Annotated in this window: 18 protein-coding genes; 13 read left to right on the forward strand and 5 right to left on the reverse strand. The window is 43.1% G+C overall.

From position 1 onward, the window contains the following. Positions 1-9: 9 nt before the first annotated feature. Complete coding sequence (locus AB4323_RS14660; RefSeq protein ID WP_372146067.1) at positions 10-714, reverse strand: glycerophosphoryl diester phosphodiesterase; 705 nt, start codon at positions 712-714, stop codon at positions 10-12. 272 nt (positions 715-986) lie between these two features. Here AB4323_RS14660 and AB4323_RS14665 point away from each other — a divergent pair, with 272 nt between their 5' ends. The 13 genes from AB4323_RS14665 (at position 987) to AB4323_RS14725 (ending at position 14,429) form a co-directional block, all read left to right on the forward strand. Next, positions 987-2,000 (forward strand): C4-dicarboxylate TRAP transporter substrate-binding protein, encoded by a 1,014-nt coding sequence (locus AB4323_RS14665; protein WP_372152787.1) that lies wholly within the window; start codon positions 987-989, stop codon positions 1,998-2,000. A gap of 107 nt (positions 2,001-2,107) precedes the next feature. Continuing rightward, positions 2,108-2,572: a TRAP transporter small permease gene (locus AB4323_RS14670; protein ID WP_017062049.1), complete on the forward strand. Its 465-nt coding sequence runs from the start codon at positions 2,108-2,110 to the stop codon at positions 2,570-2,572. A gap of 9 nt (positions 2,573-2,581) precedes the next feature. Beyond that, positions 2,582-3,865 carry a TRAP transporter large permease gene (locus AB4323_RS14675; RefSeq protein ID WP_065585139.1) on the forward strand — a complete coding sequence of 428 codons (1,284 nt, stop codon included), beginning with the start codon at positions 2,582-2,584 and terminating at the stop codon, positions 3,863-3,865. Between the two features lie 35 nt (positions 3,866-3,900). Beyond that, complete coding sequence (locus tag AB4323_RS14680; protein WP_372152789.1) at positions 3,901-4,686, forward strand: HAD-IIB family hydrolase; 786 nt, start codon at positions 3,901-3,903, stop codon at positions 4,684-4,686. Between the two features lie 762 nt (positions 4,687-5,448). Beyond that, positions 5,449-6,432 carry a hypothetical protein gene (locus AB4323_RS14685; protein ID WP_372152791.1) on the forward strand — a complete coding sequence of 328 codons (984 nt, stop codon included), beginning with the start codon at positions 5,449-5,451 and terminating at the stop codon, positions 6,430-6,432. Positions 6,433-6,482: 50 nt separating this feature from the next. Next, a complete protein-coding gene (locus tag AB4323_RS14690) occupies positions 6,483-7,490 on the forward strand; it encodes a hypothetical protein (RefSeq protein ID WP_372152793.1) in 1,008 nt (335 codons plus the stop codon). Between the two features lie 3 nt (positions 7,491-7,493). After that, the gene (locus AB4323_RS14695) at positions 7,494-8,105 is read left to right on the forward strand and encodes a lipoprotein (RefSeq protein ID WP_017062044.1); all 612 of its coding nucleotides are present in this window, start codon (positions 7,494-7,496) and stop codon (positions 8,103-8,105) included. Positions 8,106-8,189: 84 nt separating this feature from the next. Then, entirely contained in the window at positions 8,190-9,683 is a 1,494-nt protein-coding gene (locus tag AB4323_RS14700; RefSeq protein ID WP_017062043.1) for a transglycosylase SLT domain-containing protein, read from the forward strand. Between the two features lie 78 nt (positions 9,684-9,761). Continuing rightward, the gene (locus AB4323_RS14705) at positions 9,762-9,932 is read left to right on the forward strand and encodes a hypothetical protein (RefSeq protein WP_017062042.1); all 171 of its coding nucleotides are present in this window, start codon (positions 9,762-9,764) and stop codon (positions 9,930-9,932) included. 2 nt (positions 9,933-9,934) lie between these two features. Continuing rightward, positions 9,935-10,741 (forward strand): ETEC_3214 domain-containing protein, encoded by an 807-nt coding sequence (locus AB4323_RS14710; RefSeq protein ID WP_017062041.1) that lies wholly within the window; start codon positions 9,935-9,937, stop codon positions 10,739-10,741. A 58-nt stretch (positions 10,742-10,799) separates the two neighbouring features. Next, on the forward strand, positions 10,800-11,777 hold the full coding sequence (locus AB4323_RS14715; RefSeq protein ID WP_017062040.1) for a bifunctional oligoribonuclease/PAP phosphatase NrnA: 978 nt from the start codon (positions 10,800-10,802) through the stop codon (positions 11,775-11,777). 245 nt (positions 11,778-12,022) lie between these two features. Next, positions 12,023-12,949, forward strand: a complete 927-nt coding sequence (locus tag AB4323_RS14720) for a LysR family transcriptional regulator (RefSeq protein ID WP_017062039.1) — start codon at positions 12,023-12,025, stop codon at positions 12,947-12,949. Between the two features lie 226 nt (positions 12,950-13,175). Continuing rightward, entirely contained in the window at positions 13,176-14,429 is a 1,254-nt protein-coding gene (locus tag AB4323_RS14725; RefSeq protein WP_229647089.1) for a D-amino acid dehydrogenase, read from the forward strand. A 75-nt stretch (positions 14,430-14,504) separates the two neighbouring features. Here AB4323_RS14725 and AB4323_RS14730 read toward each other — a convergent pair whose 3' ends face one another. The 4 genes from AB4323_RS14730 to AB4323_RS14745 all read right to left on the reverse strand — a co-directional run bounded on the left by AB4323_RS14730 (position 14,505) and on the right by AB4323_RS14745 (position 18,502). Further along, positions 14,505-15,242 carry a dienelactone hydrolase family protein gene (locus tag AB4323_RS14730; protein ID WP_372152794.1) on the reverse strand — a complete coding sequence of 246 codons (738 nt, stop codon included), beginning with the start codon at positions 15,240-15,242 and terminating at the stop codon, positions 14,505-14,507. Between the two features lie 225 nt (positions 15,243-15,467). After that, positions 15,468-16,403 carry a pyridoxal-phosphate dependent enzyme gene (locus tag AB4323_RS14735; RefSeq protein WP_372152796.1) on the reverse strand — a complete coding sequence of 312 codons (936 nt, stop codon included), beginning with the start codon at positions 16,401-16,403 and terminating at the stop codon, positions 15,468-15,470. 126 nt (positions 16,404-16,529) lie between these two features. Then, positions 16,530-17,828 (reverse strand): sensor histidine kinase, encoded by a 1,299-nt coding sequence (locus tag AB4323_RS14740; protein ID WP_372152798.1) that lies wholly within the window; start codon positions 17,826-17,828, stop codon positions 16,530-16,532. Next, complete coding sequence (locus AB4323_RS14745; protein ID WP_065585153.1) at positions 17,825-18,502, reverse strand: response regulator transcription factor; 678 nt, start codon at positions 18,500-18,502, stop codon at positions 17,825-17,827. The genes AB4323_RS14740 and AB4323_RS14745 overlap by 4 nt, the downstream gene beginning before the upstream one ends. Positions 18,503-18,589 lie beyond the last annotated feature (87 nt).

An 18,589-nucleotide genomic window follows, 5' to 3' on the forward strand; every position in this document is an offset into this window, starting at 1 on the left:
AGAAGCTCACTAAAATTGGTTTGGTACGTCGGTGATGATGTTATCGACACCAAGGTTGAAATATTTAGCCGCCAATTGAGGATCGTTCAGTGTCCATATTTTCAGAACCGCGCCTGAAGCTTTGATTGCTTTGGCCTTTTTCTCGTCAAGAATTCGGTGGTCAATATGAATGCTGTAAAGGTCGAGTGATTTAAGTGACTCGAGGCTGAAATCATTCCAAACCTCGCAGATAAAGCCTCTTTTAACCTCTGGCATTATTTGCTGGCAAAGGCTTAGTGCCTCCTTTTTGAAGCTTGAGATGAGTAGCTTTTCAGTAGGGAACTGCTTTTGTTCAATCAGTGCCGCGACTTTCTCAACTAAAGGTTGGATAGCCTTATCGTCGTAAATTTTGATCTCAAGGTTCAAAGTCACATCGAGCTCTAGACACTTGTCGAGCGCTTCGCTCAACGTAGGAATAGTTGTCCCCGCGAACTCGCTACCAAACCAACTGCCAGCATCTAGAGCCTTGAGTGCAGTTAAATCTAAGTCTGCAATATTGCCCGTTCCGTTGGTACAACGATTTACCGTCTTATCATGAAAAACCATTGGGGTGCCATCAGCGCTTAACTGGGTATCAATTTCAATCCATTTAGCACCAGCTTTCGCTGCTTGTTCAATACTGACTAACGTATTTTCTGGTGCTAAAGAAGCGGCACCGCGGTGGCCTGTGATCATAATTCAATCTCGATGTTCATTTGAAAATTCAGGAAACAGTATCTCTACTTTATTACAGATTTATTATCTATCCGCCATATCTGCTTACTTTAAATGAGAGCTAGCCTAAATCTGTTGTACAGAGTTTATACAATAGTGAGACCTTATACTCACAATGTTCAAATCGGTAGGATTAATGTTCATATGAATGTAATAATTCACTTACATACTCTACGAAAACTTAATAACACCCTCTATATTTAGAAACGATAGCCAAGAAAAGGTGATTAGAAATGAAAAAGCTATTGGGTACAGTAATTATGGCGGCGACGCTGCTTGTTGGTTGTGGTGAAGCTGACAAGGCTGGTTCTGAAGCTAAAGACGAGCCGAACAATATCAATATGAGCCTTGTATTCACTCAAAATGAGTTGTTAACACAAGAACTTATCAAAGCGACCGACAAAATTAGAGAAAGAACCGACGGCTCGGTAAACATTAAAGTTTTCCCTGGTGGCCAATTGCCTGTTTACAAAGATAACTTGGAACAAGTGGTTAACGGTGCCAACTGGATTGCCGTAGAGGATTTGACTTATCTAGGTGATTACGTGCCTGACTTTGCTGCACTTGCAGGTCCAATGCTGTACAACACCTACAATGAATACTTAGCGATGATGGACACTGATTTCGTCGCTGGCCTTAAGACTAAAGCGGAAGAGAAAGGCATCAAAGTATTGAATGCAGACTACATGTTTGGATTCCGCCACATGATCACCAATAAAGAGATCGTTAACTCTGATGACATGAAAGGCATGCGTATTCGTGTTCCACAAAGTCAGCTGTTCATTAGCACACTTTCAGCAATGGGCGCAGCTCCAACTTCTCTTCCATTCCCTGAGACCTATGCAGGTGTTCAACAAGGCGTTGTTGACGGTCTTGAAGGTTCTATCCTGACAATGTACTCAACCAAGATCTACGAAGTGGCTAAGAACATGTCTTTGACTAAGCACTTCCTTGGCACAGTGGGTATCTACATTTCACCAACGCTTTGGGACAAATTTACGCCAGAGCAACAACAGATCATCAACGAAGAGCTAGAGGCTGGCGCTGAATCTAACACTGCTGAGCTAGTTAAATTGGATGTTGAATACACTCAGAAACTTGAAGAGCTAGGCGTTACCTTCAATGAAGTGAATTCTGAAGAGTTCAACCAGTTGACGGCAGATGTGTACAACCAGTTCCCAAGCTGGAGTGAAGGTATACACGCGACGATCATGAAAGAGCTAGAAACGATCCGAGCTGCACAGTAATCCTGCATACGTCAATTAATTAGTTAATGATTACGGCCTAACTATTCTTAGGCCGTTTTATTCCTGAAATACCCACGTTGTATTCGGTATTTCGCTGGAGAAGTCTTTTGTTTTTATTGAAAAATATTGAAGAAATCCTCGCTTCTATCGCTATATCGATCACCGTTTTGGTTGTTATCGTTAACGTCGTCCTGCGTTATGGATTTGGCTTTGTTGTCCCGTGGAGCGAAGAGTTGTCGGTTATTTGCTTCATTTGGGCTGTCTACTTAGGGATTAGCTCCTGTTACAAACACAAGCTTCACATGGGTGTGGACGTGGTGGTTGCCATGTTGCCAGAAAAAGCAAAAATCCCATTTAGGCTATGTGTTTCCGTTTTCCTACTGGCTCTGAACCTCTTAATGGCAGTTCTGAGTTATCAATATCTCATGTTATCTAACAAGGTAACGCCAGTCATGGGCGTATCATATTTTGTTATCAATGGCGTGTTGTTGCTTTGTTTCTCATTGATGGCGATCCACACCGTTCGATTTATTGCGAACGATGTCGCTTCTCTAAAGCGCTCTTCTAAGTAGGTACGATTCATGGAAAGCTATCTTCCAATCCTTATTCTGTTTGTTCTATTTCTTTTGAACATCCCCATCGCGTTTTCTCTGATTGCATCGGCGATGGTTTACTTTCTTTTTATCAATGACTCTATTCCGGTGAGCTTGGTTATGCAGCGCTTTATTAGCTCTGCTGAGTCTTTTCCGTTGTTGGCTATTCCGTTCTTTATCATGGTGGGTTCGGTGATGAACTATGCGGGGATCAGTAAGAGCTTACTTGCCTTTGCTGATTCTATGATTGGTCACAAAACCGGTGGCCTTGCTCAAGTGAATGTAGCATTGAGTACTCTGATGGGCGGTATCTCTGGATCTGCCAATGCGGATGCGGCGATGCAGTCTAAGATTCTTGCTCCTGAGATGACCAAGCGTGGTTACGACTTACCATTCACGGCCGCTGTAACAGCTGCTTCATCAAGTATCAGCCCTGTGATTCCACCGGGTATCAACCTAATCATCTTTGCTTTATTAGCGAATGTGTCGGTCCATCAAATGTTTATTGCGGGTTACGTTCCGGCATTTTTGATGGCGCTGTCGCTGATGGTGACGATCGCGTTCATCGCTCGCAAACGTCGTTACAAACCGTCGCGTTCTGAGCCAGCTTCTGCCAAAGAGCGCTTTCATTATTTCCTGAAAGCGATTCCGGCACTGTTGATCCCATTTGGCATTATTTTAGGCATGCGTTTTGGCTTGTTCACGCCTACTGAAGCGGGTGCGATTGCTGTATTACTCTGCGCGATTATTGGCATCTTTGTCTATCGTCAACTGGGCTTCCGCCATATCCCGCTGATCATGCGTGAAACAGTGCAAGGCACCAGTAGTGTCATGTTCATCATTATCGGTGCCATGGTCTTTGGTTACTACATGACGCTAGAGCAGATCCCACACAATGTTGCGTCTGCGTTGATTGAACTTACCGACAACAAGCTCGTCTTGCTGTTGTTGATTAACGTACTGCTGTTAGTGGTTGGCATGTTCATCGAAGGCGGTGCTGCGATGATCATACTCACGCCATTACTATTGCCAGCTGTGCTTAACCTAGGCGTTAACCCGGTTCACTTCGGCATTATTGTGATTGTGAATATCATGATTGGTGGTGTGACTCCGCCATTTGGTTCGATGATGTTTACGGTTTGCTCGATTTTAAAAGTTCGTATTGTCGACTTCGTAAGAGAAGTGGCTCCGTTGTTGCTAGCACTACTTACGGTTCTGATGTTGCTGACTTTCTCTGAAAGCTTAGTGATGTTTTTACCGAATTTGCTTTAACACTGTTTAGTGATTGATTGTTTAGAGGTGTAGAAATGAATTCGGTATCGAATGAATTGAACCAAAATTGGAAAAAGATAGATTGGGTGTTAACCGATGTGGATGACACCTTAACGTGGCAAGGTCAATTGCCTCCTGAAACCTTGATTGCGTTAAGCAAGCTACGTGATTCAGGGAAAAAAGTAGTTGCGGTAACGGGCGCATGTGCAGGGTGGTGTGATCACATTGCTCAGTTGTGGCCTGTTGATGCGGTTCTCGGCGAGAACGGCGCGTTCATTATGGAAAAGAAAAACGGTTATCTGACATTGCGCTCTGATATCCCTTTGCCAGAAGTCAGTGCCAATCAGAGTAAGCTGAAAGAACAAGTATTGGCTATTTTGGGCGATTACCCAGAGCTCAGTTTAACGCTGGATCAGTCTTACCGCCTGTGTGAGGTGGCAATCGATATCGGTCAAAACCGTCCTAAAGTCGACGATGCCATTATCGAAGAGATAGTCTCTAAGATTCACGCGTTAGGTGCACATGCGATAGCAAGCTCTATTCACATCAATGCTTGGTATGGTGAGCACTCTAAGAAAGCGACATCGACCGCTTTTCTTAAAGAGAAGGGGTTATCTGACCAAGAGATACTTGAGCGTAGTTGCTATGTCGGTGACTCGATGAACGACCAATATATGTTTGAAGCCTTATCAAATAGCGTTGGGGTATCTAACATTCAGCACTATTGGCAACGCCTTGAACACCATCCAGTCGTTGTGATGACTCAACCTGGCGGATATGGTTTTGCCGAGTTTACGGACAAGTTACTCGCGCTAAAATAGTCAGAAAGACATGCTCAAACCCTTCATAGATAAAAGTGAAACTACCCTTAAGGTGGTATCTGTACTTTCTGTCTATGAAGGTTATTTTTAATAAGGATTCATTGTCTGTTGGTGTTTTATTTGGTTTCTTGGTTCGATTTAAATAGAAACTAAAAATAATTTATCTTCCCACAAGATCTACTTCCCATCTTTATTTATCCGCTAATGGCCTATATTTCTGATATCCATTTAATTAGACCTTATTTTCATTTTTATCAGTATTGGCATGAGAAATAGACAGCTCATTTCTGTAAATCCCGCGCGATAGTGATTTATTAACATTGTTGTGATTAACGGAATTTCATTTTTTCGAGTGTCTGTCTGGTATCTTTATTTAGGGTAGAGACTAAAATCTGCTGTTAATATCAAATTTGTCATTGAGATCAGTATCTCACTTTTATTGAATGAATATCACTTTTTTAATCAAAGTTATGTGTATTTTTTGAACCGAAATTCGGTTTTTTTAAGACTTTGTTCACGTTTTTATCAATGGAAAATAAAGAGTTATTGTGTAATTTATAATTTACATTAATTGCCTAAAAATCAAGGCTTTGTATTGTCTTTTTTGTTAATTAACGGAGGTTTTGTATGAATTTGATGTGTGAGATCAATAGAAAATAAATATATTTGGCTCAAAAATTAATCAAACTATAAATTTGGTCGTTTGAATGTTTAATTTTGAGGATATAAGATTGCGACAAACTTTTTCGATGTTGGTTCCAAATGTCTTCAAATAAAAAAATAGTTCGCTTTTTCATAGCGCTATTCGCGTTGCTTGTTCTTTCTGGCTGTCAATCTACAAAACCTGAATGGTATCTAAAGCCTAAAGTAGACAGTGACGAGTACATTTATGCAGTTTCTCAAGCGCTAACTCTGTCTCATGCTAAAAAAATTGCTGTAAACAACATCAACGAAAAGTTATGGACTCAAGTCGAGTCGTCTTTTTACATGAGAGACACCGTTCGAGAAACCAATGGTAAGGGTTTTTCAAATAGTCTAGTTGATAACAAAGTTAATACTAAGACTGAATCCTTGACCTTAAATGGTATCGAATATGTACAAATGGAAGAGAATGATCTTGGTGCGTTTGTCGAAGTAAGAGTGAAAAAGTCACTCGTGACTCAACAGTTGATTCGCGAAATAAAAGATCTAAACCGTAAATCTCAAATCGAACTTGATGCGCTTTCTCACGAAGATAAATTACTTTGGTGGTTAGACAATCGCAGTGTTTATCAAACTGAACACGATGCTTCTGTGCGTATCGCAATGCTTTCATCTCTGAAGCCTAGTTATAAAGCTGACATCAGCGCAATCGAACTGCTGACTATTACACACCAAAAACTAAGCAGCCAAATTAACATCCGTCTCTCTTCAGATAGAGAGTCAAGAAAAGCAATTGAACTGCTGGGGAACCAGTTATCAGAGTTCAATATCGCGACCTCAACTTCAAAGAACAAAAACCAAACTCATGTGTTGAAAGTGGATTCTGAGCGTCGAAGAAACAAAGTCGGAGACGCGTATATTTCAACCTTGGTCTCTAATATCAAAATTATAAATAAGAAATCTAAAACAGTGTCACGTAGTGAAATTATCTCTACAGGAAATTCTGTAACTAGCTACAAATATGCCGACGAAGGGGCTGCTCGCCACTTTGATGAGCAAATAAAAGAGAAAGGGATTTGGACTGCGCTGGGCTTAATTAAATAGCGAACCTCTAGTCCTAGAAAAATAAAATAAACATATTCGGGAGAGAATATATGTTAAAGAAAACGTTAATGGCTAGTGCTGTAATCACTGGTTTAACTGGCTGTGTTATCAAGGAAGATGTTGTTTGTACTCCTGATACGCGTGTAGATATTGAAACTGCTGAAATTCAAATCCCATCTTCAGAAAATATGAAGGTTGTTGTTCTTCCTGTCGACATTGATTTTGAAAACTCTGCTTCGAACAAAATCCAGTCAGCAATGCGAAATGCAATAGAGACCCAGATTGACGAGACAGGTGCAAACCTTGTTGATCGCAAAATTGCCAACAAAGTAAAAGGTGAAATTAAACTGGCCGAGCAGAGCGGTCGCCTAAGCACTAAAGGTGTACCAATCGCCGATTACGCGATTATTACGGAGGTTACACACGCTGACCTAAGTACATCGTTTAGCGAGCGCCGCACATATAAAAACGATGATGGCGAAACAGTGGAAATCGCGCCTTCATGTAGCTACGACTTTGACGTAGAAGCGGTAGCAAAAGTTGTTGTACTGCCAAGTATGGAAGTTGTTAAGCGAATCAAGCTTGAAGGCGACGAGTATTCCTCTACGGAAACAAATAATTCACGTTGTCCTGTTAGTAACGCGACTTATGGCTCCATGGCGGCTAAAGCAGCAGCAGAAGCGGTCAATTACTCTACCGAACTTAACAAAATGCTAGCGGCAAGTGCACCTGTTCTTGAGATGCGCCAATGTGAGGCGGGCACACAAGTACGCATTGCGATGGGTAAAAACCAGAAGATTAAACCAGGCGCAGATATTTTGTTCTCTAACGCTATGAAATCTATGGAAGGCGAAACTGAAATTCACCCAATCGGTGAAGGCTACGTTGTAAATAATGAGCAAAATGCTGTAACTAACAAGTATTCTTGGGTGGTAATTGATGAAGAAGTATCACTGAAAGTTAAGCAAGGAACAATTAGTAAGGTAGATGCATCAAGCATTGACTGCCCTCTGTTGGATCCATCATGTCATGTCGAAAACTTAAAGAACGAATTTTAATTTATGAAAAAACTACTTATTGCAACTTCACTAGTAGCAGTTCTAGCTGGCTGTCAGAGCAACAACGCGACGGTTAAGGAAGCGCAAAACTTCGCTCCATGTACTTTCCCAGATGCACCTACCGTATCTGCGCCGGGTTGGATTTGTGATGTGATACCAAGCGATATCGCTGCAGCGGCAAAAGGCTACTCCAAGAAGAGTGCAGCTGGTATGAGCGTTATGCGAAAAGTTGCAGTCAATGATGCTCGTGTAAACCTTGCAGCTGAGTTTGAAACTGACGTGAGCAACCTATTCCAAGCGGCTACTGAAGGTGTGACTTCTACATCGGCAGCAGAGGGTATAACGCTAGTGACTGAAGATGTTCAAGAGACATTCGAGAACATCACTAAGACAGTCGTGAATAAAACGCTTACTAGCAGCCGCATTATCGTAAGCCAAGCAAGCCCAACGGGCGGCTTGTACGTTCTAGTCGGTATGGACCAAGCTGCATACGATGCGAATATGAACAAAGTAATTGATGAAGTTGGTGGTGAAGATTCTGCTTTGTGGGATCAATTCAACAATGAGAAAGCGGCAGCAGACCTTGCGGCGGCGTTCGATGCATTGAAAAAATAACCGCGAACGGAACCGCGATTAGTATTAGTGAAAAAGGCCGCCATTTGAGTGGCCTTTTGTCTCTATACACTCTGGGAGTGAACTATGTACAAAATGATCAATAAGACCGTGTTAGCTGTAGTTATTTCGGCAGCTATTAGTTCTCAGGCATTTGCTGTGTCAGAAGAACAAAAGCAGCAGCTAAACAATGCTGTTGCCAAAGCAAGCCAGTCTCAAGAAGACAAAGTCAAAGAGTTTCATGCTTACGTTAATGCTTATTTGGATGAGTACGAAGCTTGGCGTGATGAATATACTAACAACCTCGATGAGCGCAGAACCGATCTAATCAAGACATGGGGCGAGGGTGAGGTTTCATCTCAAACCAAGCAGGTGGATTACTCTCAAGACGATCAGGTGAAAACTTCAGTCGATTACGAAACCAATACTGCAACAGTATCTGTATTGGTGGATGAAGATAGCAGCCCTGAAGAGATTAAAGCGCTTGTTAAAAACATTCCGGTTGAGGTTGCTGGTCAAAACGTTGAGCTAGCGGAGCTAAAAGCAGAAGACCACGCGGTGCTTTACTCTTTGGAGAAAGAGCAAGAAGAGAAAAACTTCGTTATCCAGCAGACGCAAAGCCAGATGAATGAGTTGGATGTGCAAGCCGAGCGATTGATTTTATCTGATACTGGTATTCCAGACTCTTTCATTTACCAGCGTGCTCATAACAAGAAAATGGCACTACTGGCAAAAGCTCAGGAACGTATTGCGGCGCAAACCAAGCTGTATGACGAAATGCGTGCCAAACATGGTATTGAGGTTAAACGACCAGAGCCAGAAGTTGAGATCGTAAAGCCAGCTGAAAAGGTTGAAGTATCAAAAGAGGTTGCCAAGCTAGAGCCCGCGCCAACAAAAAAGCAGCCGCCAAAAGTTGTGGAAAAAGTCGTCGAAAAAGCGCCACAGCCACAAGTGGTAAAGCCTAAGCCAGCCGTTGACGTTGCGGCGGCCCCGGCTAAGCCGAAAAAAGTGATCAGTTACAAAGTTAAGCTTCCTGAGAACAGCTTAAAAGCGCGCGCGAGCAAGTACAGTGCGTTGGCTGAAAACGAGAGTAAAAACTGGGAAGTTGATGCTGCACTGATTATGGCAATCATGCACTCGGAATCGGCGTTCCGTCCGGATGCGAAATCACACGTGCCTGCGTTTGGTTTGATGCAAGTGGTACCAACCAGTGCGGGTCATGACGTTAACAAACAAGTCCGTAATATCGACGCGCCAATGAAAGTGGCGGATCTGTATCAACCAGTTATCAACGTAGAAACAGGTACGGCCTATTTAGACATCCTAAACAGTAAGTATCTTCGCAAGATAAAGAATGACGAAAGCCGTTTGTACTGTGTCATTGCCGCATATAACACTGGTGCGGGTAATGTGGCTAGAGCGTTCAATAAAGATCGCTCCACCAGTATTGGCAAAGCATCGAAGATTATCAACCAGCTGACGCCTCAACAAGTCTATGATCAGCTAGTGGTTAATCTGCCGTACGACGAAACCAAAAATTACTTGAAGAAAGTAAACAGTCGTATCGCTTTGTATAAGTAATAAATTAGTTAAGCAAAACAAACAAGTACATGTCATTGGCATGTACTTGGATTACCAGTTAATGAATTGAGAGTAGCAATGTTTAAAATTTTCGCTTTAGTATTTATCGGTATCGGCATTTATCTTGGTCTTAATTACAGCGATGAAATTGAAAGCACCATGGACACGGATGCTTTTGAGCGAGTTCAAGAGAAGGCTGAAGATGGTACAGATGCGCTAATGGATAAAATCGACGAGATCAAAGGTTAAAAATGTCTGAAGAGCAAAACAAGGATATTCAAAAAGATATACAGGAAGAGTTACAAGAACTTCAAGACACTCAAGAGTCTCTGTTGGAAGAGCAGAAGAAGGGCGGTATGGCACGCACTATCGGCTTAGTGTCGGTTATTTCCATTGCTTTGGGCGGCTTTAATGACAGCTTTGACGCGCTAGAAAAGATGTTCGATTTTGGTCTTTCTCAAATGACAGACATTCCATCGCATAGAAAGTTGGACAAAATCTATATTCGTTCATCTGCCGAAACCTTAGACCAAACATTTGGTGCGCCTGTTTATATTAAGCGCGCTACAACGGATGATGTGATTAAGTACTACCAGGACGACAACTTCATCCTTTCTGCGATTACTCGAGATAATGCGATCGTCGCTTATCTGGTCTTCCCAAATGAAGACTTTGCTCCAGAAACATTCGAGCATGCAGGTGGTTCTGAGTTTTTTGCACAGACGTTTAGTTCTATTGAAAGTGTCAATGAGATCCGTGCATCGTTTGCAAGAACAGGTAACTACTACATTGAAGAGAATAATGGTGGCGAATTTGGCTACTTGTACTCATCAATCAGTGGTGCGAGTGAGTTTATTTCGCCGATGTCACAAGAGAACAGGAAGTTGCTTTCGGAAGTGGTAGACGCTTTAACAATGGACGAGAACGTTGTAGAAAGCGTACAGTCTTTACGTTTGAATGCGAAACCTAATTTCTATGGTTACAGTACGTTAGGTGTGGGGGCTTTAGAAGAAGCTATTTTGTCTAACACCGAATATCGTTTAATTCATAAGAGTTAACCATTAACACATCAGTTCTAGCTTATGATCAAGCTAGAACTTTATTAGCAGTGGGATTATGGCAAATTTAAAGTTCGAAAGCTTTCTAGAACGGCTTAAGGGTGATGACAGAATCATTATTCAAGCTCATGACTTCCCTGACCATGATGCGATTTCTTCCGCATACGCTTTAGCATACTTATTAAAAAGCAAAGGGTTGCGCCCATATATTACGTTTCATGGTTATATAGATCGAGTGTCACTCAGGAACTTAATAGATTGGTTAGATATTCCAATCTATCAGCCAAAAGATTTGAAACTACAACCGGATGACAAGGTTATTGTTGTTGATGGCTGTATTGGTGAGAAAAATGTCATCGATTTTCCGGGGCTTGAGGTCGGAGTGATCGACCACCATCAAGTGAAAGCACCTGATTTTGTATGGTATTCCGATATACGTTCAAACTATGGTTCAACAGCAACCATAATGGTTGAGTATTATCGTTATTTTTCTCTGCAGATGCCCCAAAATATTGCGACAGCACTATTGGTTGGTCTGAGTTTTGATACCGCAAACTTTACCCGAGGGGTAGGGACTGCAGATCTAAAAGCATTGTTGTATCTTCAAGCGAAGGCCAATAATGATATGGTTAACAAAATTTGTCGTAATCAAGTAGAGTTCCATGAATTAAAACTTTTCTATTCCATGCTCGATAGCTTACGTCGTGAAAAAAACGCAGCATTTGCTGTGCTTCCTGAAGGTTGCCCTAAAAATATGCTTGGCGTGTTAGGTGATTTCTTGCTGAGTGTTGATGAGCTCGATATTGTTGTTCTCACTGCTAGAAATAGAGAGAAGACCTTTATCTCTCTCCGTTCAGAGTGTTCAAAAAACAATGTCGCGAAGATAGTTAGAAGGGCCCTTAATGAAAAAGGGATTGGTTTTGGCGGCGGGCACCCTCATATGGCTGGCGGCATTATCAACAAACAGTTTGAATTCAGCAGTGAACTTGCTTGTGTTTATGACTTGATTCGACCGAACCTTTTACTTGATGCCTAAGTCCATCAGTGAAAATGATTGTTGCTCTACAAGAAGTAACAACTCAAAGGTGATGACGAAAGTTGTCGCCTTTGTTTTATCGACAGCAAGCTAAAACACGTATATCAGCCTTTGATGTGATGTCTTGAAGTGACTCGGTGCACAAGTTAGAAAGTGCAATTACAATCTTGATAAATTGGGATATATGTTCGTAGTAAAATTGTGAGACGCTTGATCAAGTGTTAGTCGAATCACAAGGAAGTTGAATGCACCACTTTAATATCCGTGCTCTTGAGTATTTAAATGCGTTGTCAAAATATGGGTCGTTACGTAAGGCATCTAAGATGATGAACGTTGACCCTGCCGCGATGAGTCGGATGTTGACACAGTTAGAAGCGCAAGCGGAAATGAAAGTATGGGAGCGCAACAACCGCCAATCACTGTTAACCGAAGCGGGTAATGAACTGCTGAATTACTACCGTTCCATTGTTCGTGGAGAGGCCGCTGTACTTGCTCGACTAACTAAGCTTAAAAACCTCAAAGGAGGCAATGTCAGCATTGCTATCGGTGAAGGGTTTATTACCAACTTGGTGTCAAAACCGATGCAAACCTTCATGACTCGTTATCCTGATATCAATCTTTCTATTGAGATCGCTGGGGCATTGGATGCAGTCAAGATGTTGGAAGATCAACAGATAGACTTTGCGATAACCTATGCGTCTGCACCGCACCCTAAACTGCACTCCCACGTTGAACGCAGCCATCCGCTCGAATTGATTGCTCCGAAGGGGCACTTCCTTACGATGAAAGAAGCACCAGTGGTAATGCAAGATATTCAAGACGCTTCTCTCGCCTTGATCGATAACTCGACCGGTATGGGGAGGCTAGTAAAGCAGGCTGAACAAATTTCCCATCTTACCTTGCAGCCAAAACTTCAAACTAACTCAGTCACGGCACTGACTAACTTCGTTTCAGCAGGGTTGGGCGTCACCTTTATGCCTAAGCTCACTGTGATCGATGAAATAAAGTCAGGGCAGATTGAAGTGGTTGCGACCGAGTTGGAGATGCTATCGAAGGCGACGGTTAAGGTTCAATCTTTGAAAGGCCGTGCACTTACGCTACAAGCCGAAACCTTGTTGGATTTCTTACTCGAGAACGCCACTTTCTTAAGCCATGACGCTTACAATATCTAGGCTTAGTTGATTTACTTAGCGACTCCTACCTAAGCTTTCAAATACCGCCAATATCACACTTTCAAACTGCCGAATTCGTTTTTAAGTCGAATTGAGTTTTTGTCAACGCTTTCTCTATTGTTAAGTCAACACGTGCGGAATAAGTTACAAACCATTAACGAAACGAGTTTTACACTGACAGTTGTGTTCGGCTGGTTTTGGCTTTGTCGGGCATTAGGGGAAGAGAATGGAAGTAATTGTAATTGGCAGCGGTGTGATTGGCTTGACCAGTGCTTGGTATCTGGCGAAAGAGGGCCACTCGGTGACGGTTATCGATCGTCAAGATAGCAGTGGCAAAGAAACCAGTTTTGCGAATGCCGGGCAAATTTCTTACGGTTATTCATCACCATGGGCGGCACCGGGCATCCCTTTGAAAGCGATGAAATGGCTTACCCAAGAACATGCGCCACTTAAAGTGAAGCCTTCTCTTTCTCCAGAGTTAATGTCTTGGGCGACTAAGATGCTCGCCAACTGTAATGAAGCCAAGTACGCACAGAATAAATCGCGGATGTTACGAGTCGCTAACTACAGCCGAGATTGCCTGACTCATCTAAGAATCAGTGAAGATTTGGCTTATGAGGGCCGGCAGAAAGGCACCTTGCAAGTATTCAGAAGCGAAAAACAATTGGACGCTATTCAGCAGGATATGAAGCTATTAACAGAGAGTGGAATCGAACACTCGCTGTTTGATGTTGAACAGTGTCTGTCAGTGGAGTCTGGTTTAGCAGACGTTAAAGACAAGCTGGTGGGCGGCCTGTATTTACCACACGATGAAACCGGTGATTGTCATCAGTTCTGTTTAACCTTGACCGAAAAAGCCAAGCAACTCGGCGTTCAGTTCGTGTTTAATACCGAAGTGGTTAGGCTCAATCATCAGAATCAAACCATTGAGAGTATTACAACGACTCAAGGCGAGTTCAAAGCGGATGCTTACGTGGTCGCTTCAGGAAGCTATTCTCGAGAACTGTTGAAGCAAGTCGATTTGTCGATCCCGGTTTATCCAGTGAAAGGCTATTCGCTAACACTGCCGATCGTGAATGCAGATAAGTCACCAACCTCGACTGTGATGGATGAAACTTACAAGGTAGCGATGACGCGATTTGATGATCGTATTCGCATTGCAGGGACGGCTGAACTTGCGGGGTTTAATTACCTTATCCCTGAAAAACGCAAAGCCACGATTGATATGGTGATTAAAGATCTTTTCCCACAAGCGGGTGACTTTTCTAAGGCTGAATACTGGACTGGGTTAAGACCAATGACGCCGGATGGTACGCCTATTATCGGTAAGACGCCTATCAAGAACCTATTTACAAATACTGGACATGGGACATTAGGTTGGACAATGGCATGTGGCTCAGGAAAGATCTTGGCAAGCGTGGTCAGTGGCTCAGCTAGTGATATTAAAACTGATGACTTAAGTATCCACCGCTATTTGTAGCGAGATGATGCAGTGATAATTAAACAACCCCATTCTTAAGTTTTCGAATGGGGTTGTGGGTTCTGAGGGAGAAGATTATCTGGTCGTGGTTTCTAGCACATGGGTAAATCTATCCCAAGATTTTTGGTCAGCTTCTTGTTGATAGTTGTTTGAGCCGAATACGGTAAAGGCATGCGGCGCACCACTATAAGTGATCATCTCATGCGGAACTTTGGTTGATTCAAGTTGAGCGGCGAGGCTTCCAAAGTCGTGCATTGAAATCATGGCATCAGCCGTGCCGTGGAACACGACTACGGGAGCTTTAGTCTGCGAGTAGTCTTGGCCTTTTGGTGTTGATAAACCGCCATGGAAGGTTACGTAAGCCTTCGAAGGAATTCCCGCACGAGCGGCTTCCAATACAGCAGCTCCACCAAAGCAGTATCCCATTATTACGTTGTTATCTAAGTTGCCGCCAAGTCTTTTCGCTTCCATGGCTCCTGCGTTGAGTAGCGCACGCATTTTCTCTCTGTCTTTGTACAGTTCACCTGTGTGTTGTTTTTTGTCTTTCACTTCGGTTGGGCGAATGCCTTTACCAAATAGATCGATGGCGAACACGTTGTAACCGAGTTCGTTGAGCATCTCAGAACGTTTCTTTTCGTAATCGGTTAAGCCATCCCAATCGTGTATTAGCAGTACCAAAGGCGCTTGGTCACTGGCTTCACTCCAATAACCTTCGTAATCCATCCCATCGACTTGATAAGTGACGTTTTCTCCTGAAATCGCAGAGAAGGGCAGTAAAACTGAAAACAGGCCGAGCGTAGTGAGTTTTCGCATGCGTAATTCCTTTCGATGACAATTGACGTTCCAATCGAAAGTATAGATAACGCGATGATTCTCGCCAGATTTATGTCTCTAACTTGAAATGTATGGCAGGGATAGCAGGTGGCGATTACTGATAAACAGCCATCGAAAGGGAGTGCGATAGCTGTTCATGATGTGCTGAGAAATTCTCAGGTCCGCAGAAACGCGGGGGGTATTAGAGTAGAAAAGAACGGATTACTACCAAGTAGCGTTATCAGCGGTGTGACTACTTCGAAGTTCTGGGTACTTACGTTGATAGCGCGGCAACATCGACTCATTACCTAAGATGCCGCCTTGGTGGATATAGATGACGGTTTTTGTTGGGTTCTCTTCTTGCCATTGCTCTAGGCATTGCCACATCAATGGGTCGTAGAGCAGGTCGAATTCAATATCCGTCTGTTCTTGCAGATCCAACCAAGTTTGATAGTCCTGCTGGTAAAGCTTACCAAAGTGGTGTTTGGCTTTAAGTGGTAATATCTGCGGGTGATCGGTTTCGCCGAGTTCATTGAACTGCTGTGTTAGGTAATCACTGCCGCCAACACAAGCGCAAGTTAACACTGGGATGTTGTGCATTTTTAAATGCTTATGCAGATACAGAGCTGTGCTGCCTGTGCCTGCTGGAAGTACTACCACGAAATCGTGTTTGTTTTCGAAACGCGTCCAGCTGAGTATTTCAATCGCCAGTTGCTTCACGCCGTATTCAGAAAGCTGAGAGCGTCCACCTTCTGGTAACACAATGCATTGTGAGTCAGGTTGTCTTACTTGCTCAATATACTCTTGTGGATGAAGCTCAGAGCCTGTTTCTTTGACTGAAATAACCTTAGCCCCTAGATCGATAGCGCCACGGTAGTTGCCGAGTGGGCGTTCTTGTAGCCATTGAGGCAGGTGGTCGACGTAAAACTCAAGCGTCCAGCCTTTGATTTTCGCAAGTGCGGCGAGTGAGAACAAGGAGTTAGCCTGAGCGGAACCATAGCTTATTAGAGTGGTGGTGTTTGGGCTATCGTCTTCCAGTAGCTTCATGAACTTTCTGGCTTTGTTGCCGCAAAAGTGGGAGTGAAGCTGATCGTCACGCTTTAAGAAAAAGGTGTGCTCGTTGTATTGATGTTGAGTTACAGGGCTATTATTTAGTTTCATCGCACTTAGACAAAATGCTGACTCAGAGCCAGCATTTATAGTTCAAATAGGACTGACGAGTATCTAGTAGCTAGGGACCGCTGTAAACCAACTAAATCAAGTTTTCGTTCGATATTGAGCCGTGAACTACGAATTCATTTGCTCTGGGATTGATGAGGATAGATCGGTTTGAAAGGTGATCTTAGCGGTACATCCACCACAACTGCGATTGACCAATTCAAAGCCCCATTGGAAGCGTTGACATAAGTCCTCGACAATCAATAAACCTAACCCATGCCCATTCGGATTGTACTGTTCTTGTAGGCCTTCGCCTTGATCTTCAATCACAACACTCTCTTGGGACAGAGTGACCGTTACGGTGCCACTATTGGTCGCTGCAATGGCATTTCTCAACAAGTTTCCGACCAACATATTCATTATCGCGCTGGTGGCCTGAATTGTGGGTTCTGATTGAACGTACATGGAGATGTCGACGTCTTTCTCATCCGCCTGTGCTGAGTTTTTTGAGACGATAGTCTCTAACTCTTGTTGGCTAAACAATCGCAGTGGCGCATCGTCACTGTTTCTTTCGTAACGCACGAGGCCGAGTAGGGCATCGACCATCTCTGACATCTGAACAATGGCTTCATCAATGCGCTCAATCTGGCGAGATTGAAACTCGGTGGTTTCGCTTCTTAGCAGTAATTTATTTGCGCCACGAGCGACCGTTAACGGTGTTCTTAGTTCATGACTTGAGTAGCGAGCAAAGGCTTGTTCACGTTTGAGTAAGGAATTGATTTCTCTTCGGTACTGATTGAGTTGATCTGTGAGCTGACGAAACTCAACTGCGGCGTCGTCATTGACACTAAATTCTTCATTGAGGTTGAGCTTATTGGATTCCAATTGTTCGGAAATAGAATTGAAGGGTTCAATCAGTCGTTTAGATAATCGATAGAGCAGAGCACCAAAGCTAAAAATTAGAATAGAGAGTAATGTTAGTACAAAGGTGGTCGCATAAACCAGTTCGTAAATCTCAAACTCGACGCGGTCGATCTCGGAAAGCAGAACGATTGGGTGGGTTTGACCTTTATCAGAATACTCACCAACATACACCATGCGAGAGTTAGGTTCTTCACCTACCTCGCCAACAAAGCTTTCTTTGCCTTTAATGTATTTGAGGTATTCGGCAGGTATCAATGAAAGATCATTGTAGGCGATTGTCAGGTCATCAATTCTTAACGTACCGCTTTCCCCTGCTTGGAATAAACCAACCGCATAGTTACGGTCGATCAGGATGCGTCTTTCACCGACGCGATCTTCTGACATGTAGAGTGCGGCAACAAAGACTAAATAGACAAAGGCCGATACAATCACGGCCATTAACCCAAAGAAAACCGCTAAGCGGCCGGTTAGGGTTTTGGTGCTCGTGAGAACATTTAAAATCAATTCGATGACTCCAGACGGAATCCAACTTTAGGGACGGTAATCAACATCTGAGTATCAAACGGCTTGTCGAGTTGGTTACGTAATTGATAGATGTGACTGCGCAACACGTCATTGTTGGGTTCGTCTTCTTCCCAGAGTTTGTAGGAAATATCTTCGCGAGTAACCACTTCTGGTGCTTTTTGGCACAACATCTCAAGGATGGTGTAAGTGGTTGGGTTGAGTGCGAGTAACTTATCTTGACGGTACGCTTTACGCGTTTTTTGGTCGATGGTGAGTTCATCAAACTGCAATTTAGAAGAAGCTACTTTTCCTCGGTAACGACGAACAAGCGCTTTCATTCTGGCTTCCAAAATATCCAAATCAAAAGGTTTGGTTAGATAGTCATCGGCACCATGCTCAAACCCTTTTAACATATCATCGCGGCTATCTAACGCAGTCAACATCAAAATAGGTGTCGCGTTGCCTTGGTCTCGCAGTTTATTACAAACCGTGAGGCCGTCCATTCTTGGCAACATCAGATCCAATATGATGATATCAAATGAGTTTTCCAACGCGAGTTGTAGGCCAAGTTCACCGTTGTCTGCGTAATCGAGTTCCATGCCAATACACTCAAAATAATCAAACAAGACACCTGCAATTTCACGGTTATCTTCGACTAATAGAACTCGTTTCATTTTGATTCTCATACAGAAATAGACAGTAACATTATCCTGAGTGAGCGTGAAAAATATGTCAATAACATAACTTTCACTTATGGGAGG

Source organism: Vibrio sp. 10N.261.52.C11, from assembly GCF_041471405.1.
GTDB classification, from domain to species: Bacteria; Pseudomonadota; Gammaproteobacteria; order Enterobacterales; family Vibrionaceae; genus Vibrio; species Vibrio crassostreae_C.

Coding starts and splice junctions, on each gene's coding strand:
- AB4323_RS14660 (WP_372146067.1), bottom strand. CDS start 714: ATGATCACAGGCCACCGCGGTGCCGCTTCTTTAGCACCAGAAAATACG.
- AB4323_RS14665 (WP_372152787.1), top strand. CDS start 987: ATGAAAAAGCTATTGGGTACAGTAATTATGGCGGCGACGCTGCTTGTT.
- AB4323_RS14675 (WP_065585139.1), top strand. CDS start 2,582: ATGGAAAGCTATCTTCCAATCCTTATTCTGTTTGTTCTATTTCTTTTG.
- AB4323_RS14680 (WP_372152789.1), top strand. CDS start 3,901: ATGAATTCGGTATCGAATGAATTGAACCAAAATTGGAAAAAGATAGAT.
- AB4323_RS14685 (WP_372152791.1), top strand. CDS start 5,449: ATGTCTTCAAATAAAAAAATAGTTCGCTTTTTCATAGCGCTATTCGCG.
- AB4323_RS14690 (WP_372152793.1), top strand. CDS start 6,483: ATGTTAAAGAAAACGTTAATGGCTAGTGCTGTAATCACTGGTTTAACT.
- AB4323_RS14695 (WP_017062044.1), top strand. CDS start 7,494: ATGAAAAAACTACTTATTGCAACTTCACTAGTAGCAGTTCTAGCTGGC.
- AB4323_RS14700 (WP_017062043.1), top strand. CDS start 8,190: ATGTACAAAATGATCAATAAGACCGTGTTAGCTGTAGTTATTTCGGCA.
- AB4323_RS14705 (WP_017062042.1), top strand. CDS start 9,762: ATGTTTAAAATTTTCGCTTTAGTATTTATCGGTATCGGCATTTATCTT.
- AB4323_RS14710 (WP_017062041.1), top strand. CDS start 9,935: ATGTCTGAAGAGCAAAACAAGGATATTCAAAAAGATATACAGGAAGAG.
- AB4323_RS14715 (WP_017062040.1), top strand. CDS start 10,800: ATGGCAAATTTAAAGTTCGAAAGCTTTCTAGAACGGCTTAAGGGTGAT.
- AB4323_RS14720 (WP_017062039.1), top strand. CDS start 12,023: ATGCACCACTTTAATATCCGTGCTCTTGAGTATTTAAATGCGTTGTCA.
- AB4323_RS14725 (WP_229647089.1), top strand. CDS start 13,176: ATGGAAGTAATTGTAATTGGCAGCGGTGTGATTGGCTTGACCAGTGCT.
- AB4323_RS14730 (WP_372152794.1), bottom strand. CDS start 15,242: ATGCGAAAACTCACTACGCTCGGCCTGTTTTCAGTTTTACTGCCCTTC.
- AB4323_RS14735 (WP_372152796.1), bottom strand. CDS start 16,403: ATGAAACTAAATAATAGCCCTGTAACTCAACATCAATACAACGAGCAC.
- AB4323_RS14745 (WP_065585153.1), bottom strand. CDS start 18,502: ATGAAACGAGTTCTATTAGTCGAAGATAACCGTGAAATTGCAGGTGTC.